We start from the raw sequence: 16,714 nt of genomic DNA, 5'->3' as shown, positions 1-16,714 counted from the left end.
GGAGAGGGCCGGGCAGGTCACTTGCCTGTCCCGGCAAACGCGTTTCAGTGACCGGCAACGAGGCCAAGCGACTGCGCGCGCGCGACGGCCTGGGCGCGCTTTTCGACCGACAGTTTGGTGAAGATGTTCTTGATGTGCGACTTGACGGTTTCCGGCGCAATGCCGAGCGTCCGCGCAATTTCCTTGTTCGACTGGCCCGCTGCAATCAGCTCGAGGATACCGCGCTCGCGGGCGCTCAGGGCTTCGCGTTCGGTCGCGGCTGGCGGCTTGTTGTGAACGGGGTAGCGGGCATTGCTGCGTTCGAGGAATTCGTCGATGCAGGCCAGGAGGGCCTGGGTCTCGTCGGTGGCCGGCGTGTCCTCGCGTACCGCCCGGAGCAGCGCGCAGACGCCCGCGCCCTGGTCGAGAATGGTCCGATATGCGCCCGCGGATTCGACCCCCGCCAGCACTTCGCGGCATTCGTCGATGGCGCGGGCGCGCTCTCCGGCTGCCATGCAGGCCAGCGCAAACATCGTGCGGGCGCGCAGCGCCAGGTAGTCCGCACGTCCCTGCGGAAAGCGCAGCAGCAGGGCTTCCAGCAGCGACATCGCGTCCGCCGCGCGCTGCTCCGCCATGGCGAGTCCGGCGGTGCCCAGGATCCGGTAGCGGTCGATCTCGCCCGCATTGGCGTGCCCGGATTCGGCACTGGCGCGAGCCAGCTCGTCGAGTTGCGCGACGCATGCCGCGGCTTCCTTCGTTCGGGCTTCGGCGAGCAGCAGTCGGATGCGTTCAAACAGGGACGCGGCAATCAGGCGGCGCCAGTTGCGCCGGTGGCCGATGCCCAGCGCCTGGTCGAGCCAGCAATGCGCCTGTTCGACGTCGCCACGTGCCGCGGCGATGCGCACGAGCAGCGTGTAGGCGATCAGCACGCCGTCGAGCAGTACCACGGCGTTGATGACCGGCATGCGGTCCAGCAGCAGCGCCTCGGCGGCGCTGAGCTCATCGCGCTCGTAGCGCAGCTGGGCCAGCAGGGGGGCGCACAGCGCCGCAGCCGGGGATTGCGGGCCCGCGGCCTGCTCGGCCATCAGCATCGACCGCGCAAAGTGCCGCTCGGCCAACGTGAAATGCATTTGCTGAAGTTCGGCAAGGCCAAGCAGGCAAAGCTTGTAGACAGAGGCGAACAGGTTCCGGTGGTCGTCCTCCGGCGCATAGGGAATCCATGGCGTCGCATACAGTTCGGCCAGGCGGCCTGCTTTCCAGTGTCCGTAGCGCACGACATTGCTGAGCGCATTCATGGCCCAGGTGTCGGCCGACGCGGGATGGTCCAGACAGGCTTGGGCAAGCCGCAGGGCTGCCGGCGGATCGTCCTGCAGGGCCGTCATCATCGCCCGGACAGCCTGGCATTCCCAGGTGCAGCGCTCCGGGTTGGCGAGTGCGCCCGCGGCAGCGTCGCGCTCGAGCGAATCGAGCATGGCCAGCGCTTCGTCGAAGCGCATGGCCAGGGCCATGCCCCGGGCCAGCGCCAGGCGGATTTCCGCCTGGCCGCGCAGGATCTCGGCAGGCAGCTGGCGTTGCCAGCCCAGCAGGGTCAGCAGGTCGCCTTTGCGCACCAGCGCCATCGCGCATTCGCCGATCATGGTCAGCGCTTCGGCGTTGTCGCCCGCCGCGAGGGCATGCCGGACCGCATCGGTCCAGAGCGCTTCCGACGCGTACCACCGGTAGGCGCGTCTATGCAGTTGCGCAACGTCGATGGCGGACTGCGCCAGCCTCTGCTGCAAATAGTCGCGCAGCAGCTGGTGATAGCGGAACCAGCGGCCTTCAAGGTCTAACGGCTGGAGCAGCAGATGGCGCGTGGCCAGCGCTTCCAGCAGGTCCTGGCTGTTTCCTGCGTCAGTGACCGCGAGGCAGAGCGGTGCCGACAGCCGCTCGAGAATGGCCGTGTGGAGCATGAATTCGACCAGTTCCGCGGACTGGCAGGCGAGCATGTCTTCCAGGTAGGCCGCGATCGGCCGTAGCGTTCCCGACGGCGCTTCCATGGACGGGCCCGCGAGCAGGTTCCCGCTTGTCAGCATGGAGACCGACAGGCGTAGCGCGGCCGCCCAGCCTTCGGTGCTCGAATGCAGCTTGGCGACCGAAGGGCAGGGCAACCCGCCATCGCATTCGCGCTGGAGGAAGCGCTGCGTTTCATCGAAGCTGAAGCGCAGGACCGAAGCATCGACTTCGAGCAGCGCATTGCGTGCGCGCAGCCGCGCCAGCGGCAACGGTGGATCCTCGCGCGTGGCCAGCACGACGTGGAGAGTGGGCGGCGCGTGCAGCAGCAGCAGGGTTACCGCATCGTGGATATCGGCCAGGCTGATCAGGTGATAGTCGTCCAGGAACAGGTAGAGATGCCTGTCGACCTGCGCAAGCTCGTTAATCAGGGTCGCGATAACAGTGCGCGGCGGCACGAGCGAGGCATCGATGGTCAGCCTGAGCGACGAGGTTCCGATATCGCCGCAGGCCAGGTGCAGCGACTCCGCAAGGTGGTTGACGAAGCGGGCTGGCTCATCGTCATCCTGGTCCAGCGACAGCCAGGCGACGCGCGCACCCTCGGCCCGCAAGTGCGTGAGCCATGCAATGGCGAGCGAGGTCTTGCCGAAGCCCGCCGGGGCCTTGATGACGGTGAGGCGCTTGTCGTCGCCATGGGCCAGCAGCTCCAGCAGGCGCGGTCGCTCGATCAGGCCGGATGGCAGCTGCGGCGGGACGATCTTTGTGGCCAGCAGCAAGGGGCGCGCGGAGGCAGCATCCGGCTTGTGCTCGTCGGCAACGCGCGGGCGGCGAGAGCGTCCACGCTCGGTCGGTCTCTGCCGAGGCGGCGCCGTTGCATGGGAGATGCCTTCGTGCATGCCATTGATTCTAGCGAGCCAACCACGTGATTCAAGCGTCAGAAGCACTTGGCCGGTGTTTCATGCAAGGGCTATTGCCTTCGGTATTGCCTTCGGTATTGGCCTTGATGGCAATCCTCCTGCTGAAGTGACGATTGATATACCGCCGCGTTGAAAAGAGGCCGTCACGACCTCCGGTGCCCGATGCTGATGAGCTTGTGCGCCGAGCCGCCACGGTTGCTCCGGAATGTCCCAAATTAGCAAATGCAAGTCCCAAAAAAGCAAACTTGGAATGCGATGGCCGTCCGATACTTCATTCACCGAGGCCGGACACTGACCTGGTCCGAGCATCACCAGACTGGAGACGACATCAAAATGAAAATCAGGCAAATTACTCCCGCCATCGGCGCCGAGATCACGGGAGTGCATCTTGGCGATGTGTCGCGCGACCCGGTGCGCTTTGCCGAGATCAGGGCGGCGCTGCTCAGGCACCGTGTCCTCTTCTTTCGCAAGCAAGACATCACGCGTGCCGAGCATGTTGCCTTCGCGAGCGGCTTCGGCAAGCTGGAAGACCATCCCGTAGTCGGCAGCGATCCCGACCATCCGGGTCTGGTGCGGGTTTACCGGAGCGACAACCCGCACAGCTACGAGAACAACTACCACTGTGACGGCCTGTGGCGTCCCAACCCGGCGATGGGTGCGGTCCTGCGCTGCATCGAATGCCCGGAGATCGGCGGCGACACCATCTGGGTGAACATGGTGAAGGCGTACGAGGAACTGCCGGAGGACATCAAGCTGAAGATCGACGGCCTGCGCGCGCGGGCCAGCATCGAGCACAGCTTCGGCGCGGTCATGACCCCGGAAGCGCGCGCGAAGCTGGTGCAGGAGCATCCGTCCGTCGAGCATCCGGTGGTGCGCACGCATCCGGAAACCGGCGAGAAGATCCTGTTCGTGGGCGCGGGGTTCTCGACGCATTTCACCAACTACAGCACGCCGGCCAACGTCCGCCACGGCATCGACAAGGCGCCGGGCGCTGCGCTGCTGTTCAACTACCTGATCAGCCGCGCCACCATTCCCGAATACCAGGTGCGCTGGTCGTGGCAGGAGGGGGACGTTGCGATCTGGGACAACCGTTCCACGCAGCACTACGCACTCAACGACTACTGGCCGGCACCTCGCAAGATGGAACGCGCCGGCATCGTGGGCGATATCCCGTATTGATCCGCACGCAATCTTCCCCCGGAGAATCACGATGAATTTTCTCGACGGTCACCTTTTTCCCGAAAACCAGCAGCCGCTGATCATTACCGCCGCCCCCTATGCCCCGGGCTGGGTGCCATCCGACTTCCCTGAGGACATTCCCGTCACGATGGAAGCGCAGATCCAGAAGGCGGTGGATTGCTATAACGCCGGCGCCACCGTGTTGCACCTGCACGTACGGGAGCTGGACGGCAAGGGCAGCAAGCGGCTTTCCAAGTTCAACGAGCTGATTGCCGGGGTGCGCAAGGCGGTGCCGGAAATGATTATCCAGGTGGGCGGCTCCATTTCCTTCGCCCCCGAGGACGAAGGGCAGGCCGCCAAGTGGTTGTCGGACGATACGCGCCACATGCTGGCCGAACTTGAGCCCACGCCGGACCAGGTGACGGTAACGGTGAACACGTCGCAAATGAACGTGACCGACCATGCGGAAGATGCGGACTTCAAGGGCACCTCCCGCGAAAATCCCGCCGTCTTCAATGCCTACAAGGAAATGACGGTGCCCGCGCAGCCGGGATGGGTGGAAGAGCACGTCCGCCGGTTGTCCGCCAAGGGCATCCAGAGCGCCTTCCAGTGCTACAACACGAACAGCTTCGAGTCAGTGGAGCGGCTGATGCGCCGCGGCTTCTACAAAGGGCCCCTGGTCATGAACTGGGTGGCAATTGGTGGCAGCATGGATACGCCCAACGTCTACAGCCTTGCCAACTTCATCCGCGGCGTGCCCGATGGCGCGGTCGTGACGGTGGAAAGCAACGTGCGCAACGTGCTGCCGGTCAATATGATGGGCATCGCCATGGGCCTGCACGTGCGCTGCGGTATCGAGGATGGACTGTGGAACCAGAAACGCACGGCGAAGCAGAGTACCGTAAAGCAGATCGAGCAACTGGTGCGCATTTCCCATGAATTCGGGCGCGAGATCGCCACCGCCAGGGAGGCGCGCGAGATCTCGAAGATCGGCGTGTTCTACGACTCGGTGGAGGAAACCCTGCAGGCCAATGGCTTCGCGCCCAACCGGAATGGCGGCACCCAGGGTTACCTGCGCAAGACGCAGTGAAGCGATCCGGCGGACGCGAAGAAATAATACAGAAAGACAGCCGGACGGCATGCCGACGATCGTCGCCCCGCGCGATGAAAGCTGCCGATCCGGCAAGACGGAGACTGCAATGAGATGCCCCCGAAAAATTGGACGCCAGACGATGGCGCTCGCATTTGCCTTAGGCGCACTGATGCCGGCCATGGACGCGGCCCGGGCTGCCGACTGGCCGGCAAAGCCCGTGCGGATACTCGTTGGCGGGCCGCCGGGAGGTACCGCGGATATCGTGGCACGGCTCTATGCGCATGAGTTGCAGGGGCCGCTCGGCCAGACTGTCATCGTCGATTACAAGACGGGCGCTGGCGGCACCATCGCCGTCCAGAGCCTGATGTCGGCGCCGCGGGACGGATACACATTCCTGCTGATCCAGAAGGGGATTGCTTCGGAAGTGCCCCACGCGGTGAAGGTGTCCTACGACCCGTTCAAGGACATCGTTCCGATTGCCCAGCTTACCCGGCAGGGCCTGATCTTTGTCGGGAATCCGGGCCTGCCCGCGAAGAATCTTTCCGATCTCGTCACGTATATCAAGGCGAACCCCGGCAAGGTCGATTACGCCAATTTCGGCATTGGCACACGTGGCCAGACGATTGGCGTGCAATTCAACCGGCTGGCGGGACTCGATACCGGCACTGTGAGCTACAAGGGCTCGCCACAGGCATTGCAGGACGTCATGGGTGGGCAGGTGCCGCTCATGTTCGATGGCCCCGCCACGTCGTTGCCGTTTATCAAGTCGGGCAAGCTCAAGGCGTTTGCCGTGGCGTTCCCCAAACGGATGGCGGCGCTTCCCAACGTTCCCACGTTTGTCGAACTGGGCTATCCGGACCTGAATGAAGTGGGCTGGATGGGGCTCTGGTCGACCCCCGGCGTACCGCCGGCAGTCATCGCCAGGATGCGCGACGCGACCCTCAAGGCAATGCAGTCGCCAAAGCTGCGGCAGAAGCTGGAAGAGCTGGGGATGGACGCCGGCTCGCCGGCAACTTCCGAAGAGCTTGCCAGGGACATACGCGAATCGCACGAGCGGCAGGGAAAGCTGCTGCGCTCCATCAACTTCACGCCGGAATGACGCCGGACCCCGGTCGCGTCCCGGTGCTGAAATCGATGAACCCGGAGATCGCCACCCCCGACGAGACGCGCGACATGCTGCAGCGCAAGAGCAGGCAAGGGGTGGCGTTCTGACGCCACCGCAAAGAATGCAACAGGAGGCAAGATGAAGGCAGTCAGGGTACTACCCGGCGCCGACGGCGGTCGGCTTGAGGTACACGACATTCCGGTGCCAAAGCCGGGGCCCAACGAGGTGCTGGTGCGGGTGCGTGCATCCGGCATCAACTTCGGCGAGATCAAGTACATGAGGGAGCATCGGACCGGGAGCCCGATGACCGCTGGCGTGGAGTTCGCCGGCGAAGTCGCCAGCGTCGGCGATCAGGTCAGCGGCTGGCGCGAAGGCGACCGTGTCATGGGCCATGGCCGTGGCTGCCATGCGCAATATGCGGTCGCGGCGCCCCTGGCGCTGATGCCGGTTCCTGAGGATGTGTCCTGGGTCGATGCGGCGGCGTTCCCCAATGTATTCATCACTGCCCATGATGCCCTGGTGAGCAACGGTGAGCTGAAACCGGGCGAGTCGGTCTTTATCAATGGCGCTTCCGGTGGTGTCGGCATGGCTGCCATCATGATCGCGTCAGCGATGGGCGCCCGGCCGGTGATCGCGTCGTCGCGGTCGGCCGGGAAGCTCCAGCGGCTGGCCGGTCATGGCGTCGATGTCGGTATCAATTCGTCCGTTGACCCGCAGGTCGAATCGATCATGGCGGCCACCGACGGGCGTGGCGTTGATGTCATCATGGATACCATCGGCGGCACGGCGTTCCCCGACCATATCAGGAGCCTCGCGGTAAAGGGACGCCTGGTGAACCTTGCCCGCCTGGGCGGGGCCGCCACGGCGGAGATCGACATCAACCTGTTGTGGCTGAACCGCCTGAAGCTCATCGGTGCCACATTCCGCACGCGCAGCGAGGCGGAACGGGTCGCCTGCATCCAGGCGTGCGCGCGTGATCTCTTGCCGTACTTCCGTGAAGGCAAGCTGCGCCTCCCGATCGATCGGACCTTCCGGATGGATGACATCGGCGAAGCCTACGCCTACATCCAGCGCAGCCAGCATATGGGCAAGCTGGTGCTTATTGCTGACTGAGGGTGGCAGCCGGGCGGCGCTCCGCCGCCTGGCTGCGCCATTGTGTAACGCTGCAGCCGAAGGTCGCGCGGAACCAGTGGCTGAAACTGCTTTGGTTGGCGAAGCCCAACAGGCCCGAGATCTCGCCGATCAGCAGGTCGCTCTCTTCCAGGTGTCGCTTCACCAGGTCTGTCCGCACCTCGTTGAGCAGGGCGGTAAAGGTCAGGTCTTCGGCGATGAGATGGCGATGCAGCGTGCGGCGATCGATACGCAGGTGCCGCGCCACCTGCTGCGCGGTGCAGCGTCCGCCGGGGAGCAGTGCCATGATGAGGTCCCGGCACGAGTCGCGGATGCCTTCGCCGCGCCGCATCAGCGCAGCGTCAAGGTAATCCCGCGCCAGTTGCGTTGCGCCCGAATTGTCCGGGGTGCGCGGCCGGTCGAGATCGGCCGCCCCGCACACGATGCCATTGAACGACTGCCCGAACTTTGGGTTGCGGCCAAAGAATGCGCGGTGGGCCGACAGGTCGGCCGGCGGCCGGTGCGTGAAGCAAACCTGCTGTGGGCGCCAATGGGATCCGATCAGTTCACCCAGGATGCGGAACATCATGGCGACAGTCAGCTCCATTGCCTGTCGAGTCGGTTGACCCGGCGTGGGCAGCAGATCCTCCCGGATGATCACCGTCTGCGCCCTGTCCTCGATCCGCATGATCAGCGAGGGGCTGATCAGTTTCAGGTAACGGCACAGGGCATCCAGTGCCAGCCGTGGCGAGGGCTCTTCCTTCAGCACCACACTGATTGGACCGAGGCTGGCAAACGTGCGGCGTGCCGCGAGCCGCAGCGCAATGTCTTCCATGCCCGTGGCGCTTGCCGTCACTTCCAGCAGCTCGCGCAGGGCATGGCTGGGAATCTGCGCCGCAGGATCCTTCAGCAGCCTTCGCGATAACCCGACCTTTCGCAGGAAGGTTCCCGGGTCGTATCCGTGCGATTCCATCAATTCAATGTAGCCAGTCAGGCTCGCGCTGCGAGCGAGTCGTCCGACGTTATGCATAACGGTGGTTCCAATGTGGCGACGCGATCCTCGTATGACACCACGATGTTACCGACCCCGCCCGCAGGCGTGGAAGGGGGAGACGCCAATGTCCCAATTTGGCAAGTGATTGTCACATATAGGCAAACGGAGGCAGCGGGGTTATCGGGAGACTGTCCGCAGTCAGCTACGCCTTCGGCGCCGTTCGATTGGCTTGCAACGCGACGGCCGGGGCGCTGAGCCATACGATTCATTGGGTGCCGAATGCCGGCGAGAATCAGGCGATTCCCTCGTCTTTCAGTGCCTGCTGCACCGATGGTCGCGCAGCGACTCTCGACCGATACGCTTGCAGCTCCGGCCAGGAATCAAGCGGCAGCTTGAAGACGTCGGTCCATCTGAGGATCGTGAACAAGTAGCAGTCAGCGATGCTGAACTGACCCATCAGATAGTCCTTGCCGTTGAACTGTTGCACCGCCCATTCAAGCCGCTGTGACAGGCGCGCCCACGCCGCGTCTTTTTGCTCCTGCGGCGTGTCCGGTTTCCAGAACGGTCCGAAGCCTTTGTGCAGCTCGCTCGAAATGAAGTTCAGCCATTCCTGCAGCCGGTACCGATCGATGGTATTGCGGTCTGGTGCAAGGCGCTTTTCCGTGGCGAGGTCGGCAATGTACTGCAAGACCACCGCGGCCTCGGTCAACACTTCGCCGTTGTCGAGCACAAGCGCCGGCACATAGCCCTTGGGGTTGACGGACTTGTAGTCTGTGCCGCTCTCGGTAGTATGCGGCTGGGCGCGCAAGTCGACGCGCTCGGTCGAGAATGGCAGGCCTGCCTCGATGAGGGCGATGTGTGGCGCCAGCGAGCACGCGCCTGGGGCGTAGAACAACTTCATGATTTGTGTCCCCTGTCATCCGGGCCCGGCTTGCACGGTGGAATCAGACATTTGACTCCTCGAAAGCCTGGGCCTGTATGCCTGTGTTGTAGGCATAGCCCCGTGAATCGGCTGTCGGCCGATGTCTGACTTTCAACGGTCGTTAGTTGTCGCTTGCGGATTGGCCCACGGAAGGGTACGAACGGCCACCCCGGCGACCTCTTTCCATCAACAAAACGGTGGTCGGCCAGACATCCTGTGCTTCAGGGAATGCACACCGGCGGCGGTGGCATGAAATGCAAAGTCGTTGGCATCCGTTGCATGGCGGGAGCTGTGGCAGTGAATCTAAGCTTGCCAGGGCGGCCATCATGGCAATCGACGCGGATCCTGCGTTCGTGTCGCGATGTTCCTGAAAGGATGAAACCCTATGACTTACTCGCTCTCACGGTCCGACGTAGACAGCATCACCGAAGCCGATGTGCAAAGCAGCACAGTCAAACTGCTGCCAGGATGGGATGACATCCCGGCGGACTTCCGCAATGGCAATCTCTACACCCAGCTGGCAGAGGCACGCCTGCTCGACTATCCGCTGCCGAGCATCTCGATCTCGTTTCTGCCCGGTTTCGACGACGCTGGCGCCTGCCAGGCGATCGATCGCTGCATCCGCGCACACCTGAACGCCTTCGCGCCACGGCACGAGCACCGGATCGCCGGCGTGGGTTACATGATCTCAAAGGTCTGCGCCGTCACGCGCGCCTGACCGCTGACGAGCAAGCACATCCCGAGTTCCTATGCCAGTAAGGTGTCGGCCCCCTTTCCGGAAGGGCCGAATCAGGACAGCCCCGGTTGCTTGCGACCAGCCTGGCCTGGTCGATCAGGAAAGTGCCCGACGCCTTCTCGCTGGTCAGCACGAGCATAGGCATCGGCAGCGGCGGCCCGCGGAAGGGTGGGTTCAAAGCTGGCTCATGCCGCCGTCAGCGATGATTTCGGTACCGACAATGAACGCCGACTCCGGTGCCGACAGATGCAGCACCGTCGACGCGATCTCCGCCGGTTCGCCGAAACGGCCCAGCGGGATCTGGCTCTGGATCTGCGCGGCCGTGGCCGACAGGGTGTCGGCATCGAGGCCCAGCTTGCCGTAGATGGGCGTGCTCACCGGGCCGGGGCTGACCACATTGACGCGGATGCCCGAGCCGATCAGTTCACCCGACAGGGTCTTGGCCAGCGAGATCAGCGCCGCCTTGCTGGCGGCGTACACCGACGACGTCGGCATGCCGATGCGCGCGTTGATCGAGCCGTTCAGCACGATCGAGGTGCCTGCGTTCAGCAGCGGCAGCAGTGCCTGGATCTGGAAGTACGCGCCCTTCACGTTGGCGTTGAAGGTGGCGTCCCACAGTGCTTCGTCCACATCGGCGAAGGCGGCAAACTTGGCGATGCCGGCGTTGATGAAGACGGCGTCCAGGCGAATGCCGGCGTCGGTCAGCTGGCGGGCCAGGTCACGCGCGGCCTGTACGGTGCCAGTTTCGTTGCGGACGGCGACGGCACCCTGGCCGAGCGTGGCACGAGCGGTTTCCAGCGCAGCGGCATCGCGACCGGTGATGATTACCCGCGCGCCCTCCCGGGCGAATGCCTGTGCAGTTGCCAGGCCGATGCCGCTATTGCCGCCAGTGACCAGGACGGTCTTGCCTTCGAAGCGATTCATGATGTACTCCAGTCGGAAAAGTTGAACTTGAACAATCGCGCCATTGCAGTATGGACGCGGGCAGGGGCTTTGCCATACGATCGTTCCGATGGAGATGTTCGAAGGAGTGGTACATGCTGTCGGACGACGAATTGGCACTGCTGGAGGCCATCCGCGCTGCCGGCAGCCTGTCGCGCGCCGCGGCCAGGCTGGGCAAGGCACCGTCCACGGTGTCGCACGCGGCGCGGCAGCTGGAACAGCGCTTCGACGCGCTGTTGTTCGACCGCCGCCGCTACCGCTTGCAGCTCACGCCCGCCGGCGAGTTGCTGACTGAGGAAGCGGCCCGGCTTGCGCAAGACGTCTCGCGCATCACGCAGCGTGTGCGACAGGTGGCCAACGGCTGGGAAGACCGGCTGTGGATCGTGACCGATGAGTTGATGGAATTCGAAACACTGATGCCCGTCGTGCATGCATTTGATGCGCTGGACTCGGGCGTCGCGCTGCGCGTCACGCATGAAGTGCTGGCCGGCACCTGGGAGGCGCTGCGGGACGGCCGCGCCGACCTGGTCATCGGTGCCACCAACGAGCCGCCCGCCATTCCGAATCTCGGGTGGTTCGAGCTGGGCGTGGTCGAGTGGGTGTTCGCCATCGCCCCCCGGCACCCGCTGGCGGCAGCGCGCAAAGTGCTTACCCGCGAGGACATCGCCCGGCACCGCGCCGTGGTGGTGGCCGATTCGTCGCGCCTGACCGGGGGGCGCGCCTATGGCATGCTGGGCGGACAACGCTCGCTGGCCGTGCCGAGCATGCGAGCCAAGATACTCGCCCAGCGTGATGGCCTGGGGACAGGATGGCTGCCGCGCCAGCGGGTCACTTCGCTGCTGCAGCGCGGTGAACTGGTGGAAATGCGCACCGCGGACCCGCGCGAGCCCAACGTGCTGTACGTGGGTTGGCGCGGCGACCACCAGGGCCGTGCGCTGCAATGGTGGCTGGACCAGTTGCGCAAGCCACGACTGGCCAGGCGCCTGGTGTCGGGTATCGACGCTTACGCGTAGCAGGCTGGGCGATGTTGAATCTTGTTCGATGCTGTCGAACGACTACATCGATCCCACCGCACGTATGTCGCGATATCGTGGACTAGATTCTAGCCAGACGTGACCGGCATTCGTGCGGGCTCCGCCAAAGACGGATGTCCGCAGTCCGCACGTTCGACTGTTGCTTCAATCAACGAACCCCCGAACCAAGCCATCATGACCCAGAATATTTCCTTCATCGTCCATCTGCCGGGCAAGCCTGAGCATCGCGAGGAGCTCGAGGCACGGCTGCTGACTGTCCTCGACGCAATGTCCGAGGAGCCCGACTTCATCAACACATACTTGCACCGCTCGGCGGAAGATGACGACACCCTGGTGTTGTACGAGACCTGGGCCTGCAGCCGCGAGCATTTCCTGTCGCATCACCTGTCGCGTCCCTACAGGCAGAGCTACGAGGCGGCGCTGCCGGGGCTTCTCAAGGCGCAGCGCACGATTGAATTTCTGACACCGGTGCGCGAGTATCTGAAACGGCCTTGAGCGTCGACGGGGCGCCCGGCGCTGCTGCAAAGGGACGCCGGCGTCCGGTCTCAGGATTTTCCATTCAATCAGAAAGAACCGGGCATGTGCCCGCTCTCACGTGCCACCTGACCATCGGGGTCGTCCGATCGGGGCTTGATGGTACGGCGGCATGCCGTCCGCTGCTGAGCCTCCCCGATTGCTACACAAAACTGCGATGAACCTGATAGACCCGGTTGCCTTCCATAAGGCATTGCTGGAAGGACTCGTGCAGGCTGCGCGCTAGCCCGCGCAGGAGCGTGAGCTTTGCATCGCATGTCGGCCCTTCGTCTCTTTGCTGCCGAGGCGATATTTCGGTGGTCCCCGGCACGCTGAATTGCGGTTGCCTTGCCAACAGCAGAGATTGCGCCTCTAATGGCTTCGTGACGTCCTGAAGGCAGTCAGGGGACGATATGCGCTGCACAAATTGCGAATCCGAGAACCCCGCTGGAGCCAGGTTCTGCGAGCAGTGTGGGCAGAGGCTTGCGCAGATCTGTCCGCAGTGCGGCCATGAGTCTGGCCCTGCCGCGAAATTCTGCGGTGGATGCGGTGCGCTATTGGCGAGCGCGGTGGCAGTGCCCCGGCCTGGTGCAACGCCGAGGCTACCCGTCCCGGCCCCGATCATTTATACACCTCCCCATCTGGCCGAGCGGATTCGCGCGGAGTGCGCCGCCATGGAAGCAAAAGGCGCGGGCGCTGCCGGCGAGCGCAAGACCATCACGGCGCTGTTTGCCGACATGGCAGGCTCCACGGCATTGATCCAGGACCTGGACCCGGAAGAAGCACGCAGCCTGATCGACCCCGTCGTGGCATTGATGATGGAGGCCGTGCACCACTATGAGGGGTATGTTGCCAAGTCTCTGGGCGACGGCATACTCGCCTTGTTCGGCGCGCCGATTGCCCACGAGGATCATGCGCTGCGAGCCCTGTTCGCGGCGCTGCACATGCAGCAGGCGATGCGCCGCCACGGTGACAGGACCCGGCAGGAGCTGGGCGTCCAGCTGGAGATCCGGGTCGGCGTCCATACCGGCGAAGTGGTGGTCCGCTCGATCCGCCAGGACGACTTGCGCACCGACTACGACCCGGTGGGCCAGACGATCCATATCGCCGCCCGGATGGAAGGGCTCGCGGCACCGTCATCCATCCTTGTCAGTGAATCTACCCACCGGCTGACCGAGGGCTACTTCGAGTTCAAGGCGCTGGGCCGTACAGAGGTCAAGGGCCTGCGCATGCCGCTTGCGGTGTATGAGGTGCTCGGGCCGGGGGCGCTGCGCACACGGCTCCAGGTGGGTGCGCACCGTGGCCTGGCCCGGTTTGTCGGGCGCAAGGCCGAACTGGCACGCCTGGGTGCGGCGCTGGAGCTGGCCAGTGCAGGCCAAGGGCAGATCGTCGGCGTCGTGGGAGAGGCGGGAGTCGGCAAATCGCGCCTGTTCCATGAATTCAAGGCACGCGCGCAGCAAGGCTGCCTGGTGCTCGAGACCTTCTCGGTGTCGCATGGCAAGGCGTTTCCCTACTTGCCCCTGATCGACCTGCTAAGGAACTACTTCCAGATCACCGCGCAGGATGATGAACGCCGCTTCCGCGAGAAGGCCACCGCCAGGCTGCTGACGCTGGATCGCTCGCTGGAAGAGCATCTGCCTTACCTGCTCTACCTGCTGGGCATCATCGAACCGGGTTCCGCGTTGCCATCGATGGATCCCGCAATCCGGCGCCAGCGCACCTTCGAGGCGATCGCGCGGCTGCTGGTGCGCGAGAGCCGGAACGAGATGCTCATGGTCCTGTTCGAAGACCTGCAATGGCTGGATAGCGAAACCGAAGCCTTTCTCGATGTCCTCATCTCGGAGGTGCCGGCAGCGAGGATATTCCTGCTTGTCAACTATCGCCCGGAGTACAGGCATGAGTGGGGCAGCACGCCTTGCTACACCCAGCTGAATCTCGAACCGTTCGGCCATGCGGAGGCGCAGGGGCTGCTCACGGTGCTGCTGGGAGACGATCCCTCGCTGGCGCCGCTCAGACAGCTGATCCTGGCCAAGACGGAGGGCAACCCGTTCTTCATGGAGGAAGTCATCCAGACGCTGGCCGAGGAACACACCCTGCTAGGGTTGCCCGGCAACTACCGGACCGACGGGGCTCCCTTGGCGCTCCATATCCCGACGACCGTGCAGGGGGTGCTGGCGGCCCGTATCGACCGGCTGCCCGTCCCGCAGAAGGAACTGCTGCAGACGCTGGCGGTGATCGGCACGGAGTTCCCTTCCAGCCTGGTCCGGCATGTCACGGGGCAGCCGCAAGCATCCTTGCAGCCGCTGCTGGCTGATCTCCAGTCGGGGAACTTCATTTACGAGCGGCCCGCCTACCCGGAGGCGGAGTACGCCTTCAGGCATGCGCTGACCCAGGAGGTGGCAGGTAACTCCTTGCTCTCGGGCCAGCGCAGCATCCTGCACGAGCGCGCGGCCCGGGCCATCGAGACACTGTTTCCGGGCCGGCTGAAGGAATACTGCAGCGAGCTGGCGCACCACTATAGCCAGAGCGGCAATGTCCTCAAGGCGGTGAGGTACCTCCATTGCGCCGGCCGGCAAGAAGTCGAGCGCTCGGCTCATCGTGACGCCATCCGGCACCTGAATATGGCCCTGGAGCTGCTGGATCGGATGCCGGAGAGCCTGGAGCGCGCACGCAAGGAGCTGCTGTTGCGCGTCACGCTGGGGCACGCATTGATTGCAGCGCAAGGTTATGCATCGAGCGAGGTGGAGGCCAACTTCACCCGTGCGCTTGCGGTGAGCGAACAGGGTGGAGAGCTGGCGTACTTCCAAGTCAGTCTGGGACTACGCAATTATTTTTCACTTCGTGCGCAGCACGAAAACGCCTATGAAGCCGGCGAGCGGCTGCTTAAGCTTGCGACGAAGAAACAAGGCAATGTACTGCTCGCTGAAGCCTGCACGGCGCTGGGAAGCTCGTCGTTCTTCATGGGCGAGTTTGAAAGGGCTCGGACCCAGTTGCATCAGGGACTCCAATCCTACAGGTCCGAACGTCGTGCCACCCATGCCGCACTGTTTGGACAGGATGTCGGCGTTCGCGCGCTTGCGTTTTCAGCGTGGGCGTCCTGGTATCTCGGATTCATAAACGAAGCGAGCGTCCGAGCCAGTGAGACAGTTGCGCTTGGACAATCGCTCTCCCATCCCTTCAGCCTGGCGCTCAGCCTGATTTTCGCGGCAAAGTTTTACCAGCTGCAGCGTGACATCCAGCACGCGCAGGAATGCGCCGAGGCTGCCATCGGACTTTCCGTCGAACAGGGGTTTCCATTCTGCCTTGCCTTTGGCGAAATCTTGCGCGGCTGGGCGTTGGTGGAGCAAGGGAGCGGCGAAGAAGGAATGGGTCAACTTCGTCAAGGCTTAAGAGACTTCGAAGCAACCGGCACCCACCTGGGTTGGCCATACTTCATGGCGCTGCTGGCGGAAGCGTCCGCAAAAACGGGAGAAATCAGCGCTGCAATCAATGCGATAGAACGCGCCCTGGGCGTGGTAAATGGCACCGGCGAACGCTATCACGAAGCTGAGCTGCACCGACTCAAAGGCGAGCTGATCCTCCAGCGCTCCAGTGGTGACCGATTCCCGCTTTCCGAGGCGAAGACGGCGCAAGCCTGCTTTCAGCAGGCGCTCGGTGTATCTCGCCGGCAAAAGGCAAGGTCTCTGGAAATTCGCGCAATCCTGAGTCTGGCGCGGCTTTATCAGCGCGAAGGAAAACCAGGGATGGCAAGCCAGATCTTGACCGAAGCTGACTGGATCTCCGCGGATCCATCCCTTGGCGTCACCATGGAGCAGGCCCGGAACGCCCTGGATTGGCCGAGATAGTTGTTGAGGATATCGACTCCGGGGTGGGCAGGAACCGGCAGAGGGCGACGCATGGCTACCATGCTTACATTGCAGTCGTGCCCGCATCCGATGACGCGGCTGTGACACTTGCCACGCGGCAGACGGATGCACTTTGACATTTCACGATCTGTGGTCAACTCCATTCCGGAGGGCATGAGCAACGCTGAAATGAGATGTACAAATCTTTCAGCGCGAGCTTTCTTGATTCAGGCCGGCGCCTAACATACGCTGACCTGCACGAGCGCCGCCAAGGGGCTTCAGACAATGCAAGCCGCAGCGCGAAACGGCGTCAGCTGAGCGGGCAGTCGCTGAGGCACGGGCCGGCAAGCATCGGG

12 protein-coding genes are annotated in these 16,714 nt (G+C 63.8%); 8 read left to right on the top strand and 4 right to left on the bottom strand.

Annotated elements, in window-relative coordinates; all coding sequences use genetic code 11:
- Window positions 1-44: 44 nt before the first annotated feature.
- On the bottom strand, window positions 45-2,744 hold the full coding sequence (locus VSR71_RS10190) for a LuxR C-terminal-related transcriptional regulator (protein WP_342913740.1): 2,700 nt from the start codon (window positions 2,742-2,744) through the stop codon (window positions 45-47).
- A gap of 474 nt (window positions 2,745-3,218) precedes the next feature.
- Here VSR71_RS10190 and VSR71_RS10185 point away from each other — a divergent pair, with 474 nt between their 5' ends.
- The 4 genes from VSR71_RS10185 to VSR71_RS10170 all read left to right on the top strand — a co-directional run bounded on the left by VSR71_RS10185 (window position 3,219) and on the right by VSR71_RS10170 (window position 7,375).
- Window positions 3,219-4,064, top strand: a complete 846-nt coding sequence (locus tag VSR71_RS10185) for a TauD/TfdA dioxygenase family protein (RefSeq protein ID WP_342913739.1) — start codon at window positions 3,219-3,221, stop codon at window positions 4,062-4,064.
- A gap of 31 nt (window positions 4,065-4,095) precedes the next feature.
- On the top strand, window positions 4,096-5,154 hold the full coding sequence (locus tag VSR71_RS10180) for a 3-keto-5-aminohexanoate cleavage protein (RefSeq protein WP_342913738.1): 1,059 nt from the start codon (window positions 4,096-4,098) through the stop codon (window positions 5,152-5,154).
- Between the two features lie 142 nt (window positions 5,155-5,296).
- Window positions 5,297-6,256: a tripartite tricarboxylate transporter substrate binding protein gene (locus VSR71_RS10175; protein ID WP_342913795.1), complete on the top strand. Its 960-nt coding sequence runs from the start codon at window positions 5,297-5,299 to the stop codon at window positions 6,254-6,256.
- A 144-nt stretch (window positions 6,257-6,400) separates the two neighbouring features.
- The gene (locus VSR71_RS10170; protein ID WP_342913737.1) at window positions 6,401-7,375 is read left to right on the top strand and encodes a quinone oxidoreductase family protein; all 975 of its coding nucleotides are present in this window, start codon (window positions 6,401-6,403) and stop codon (window positions 7,373-7,375) included.
- Here the strand turns inward: VSR71_RS10170 and VSR71_RS10165 are convergent.
- Both VSR71_RS10165 and gstA read right to left on the bottom strand, forming a co-directional pair.
- Window positions 7,362-8,402, bottom strand: a complete 1,041-nt coding sequence (locus tag VSR71_RS10165; protein ID WP_342913736.1) for an AraC family transcriptional regulator — start codon at window positions 8,400-8,402, stop codon at window positions 7,362-7,364. The genes VSR71_RS10170 and VSR71_RS10165 overlap by 14 nt on opposite strands.
- 256 nt (window positions 8,403-8,658) lie before the next feature.
- Window positions 8,659-9,267: a glutathione transferase GstA gene (gene gstA, locus VSR71_RS10160; protein WP_342913735.1), complete on the bottom strand. Its 609-nt coding sequence runs from the start codon at window positions 9,265-9,267 to the stop codon at window positions 8,659-8,661.
- Window positions 9,268-9,673: 406 nt separating this feature from the next.
- Here gstA and VSR71_RS10155 point away from each other — a divergent pair, with 406 nt between their 5' ends.
- A complete protein-coding gene (locus VSR71_RS10155; RefSeq protein WP_342913734.1) occupies window positions 9,674-10,006 on the top strand; it encodes a hypothetical protein in 333 nt (110 codons plus the stop codon).
- A 192-nt stretch (window positions 10,007-10,198) separates the two neighbouring features.
- On the opposite strand, the gene VSR71_RS10150 is transcribed toward VSR71_RS10155, so the two are convergent.
- Entirely contained in the window at window positions 10,199-10,948 is a 750-nt protein-coding gene (locus VSR71_RS10150) for an SDR family oxidoreductase (protein ID WP_342913733.1), read from the bottom strand.
- Window positions 10,949-11,061: 113 nt separating this feature from the next.
- Here VSR71_RS10150 and VSR71_RS10145 point away from each other — a divergent pair, with 113 nt between their 5' ends.
- From VSR71_RS10145 to VSR71_RS10135, 3 genes are all read left to right on the top strand, one after another.
- Complete coding sequence (locus VSR71_RS10145; RefSeq protein ID WP_342913732.1) at window positions 11,062-11,979, top strand: LysR family transcriptional regulator; 918 nt, start codon at window positions 11,062-11,064, stop codon at window positions 11,977-11,979.
- Window positions 11,980-12,174: 195 nt separating this feature from the next.
- Window positions 12,175-12,495, top strand: coding sequence for a putative quinol monooxygenase (locus VSR71_RS10140; protein ID WP_342913731.1), 321 nt, complete (start codon window positions 12,175-12,177; stop codon window positions 12,493-12,495).
- 431 nt (window positions 12,496-12,926) lie between these two features.
- Complete coding sequence (locus VSR71_RS10135) at window positions 12,927-16,358, top strand: adenylate/guanylate cyclase domain-containing protein (RefSeq protein ID WP_342913730.1); 3,432 nt, start codon at window positions 12,927-12,929, stop codon at window positions 16,356-16,358.
- The last annotated feature ends 356 nt before the right edge of the window (window positions 16,359-16,714 follow it).

Origin of the sequence: Cupriavidus oxalaticus, assembly GCF_038900635.1 — a bacterium.
Lineage (GTDB): Bacteria > Pseudomonadota > Gammaproteobacteria > Burkholderiales > Burkholderiaceae > Cupriavidus > Cupriavidus oxalaticus_B.
This window is presented reverse-complemented; position numbering and strand designations above follow the sequence as displayed.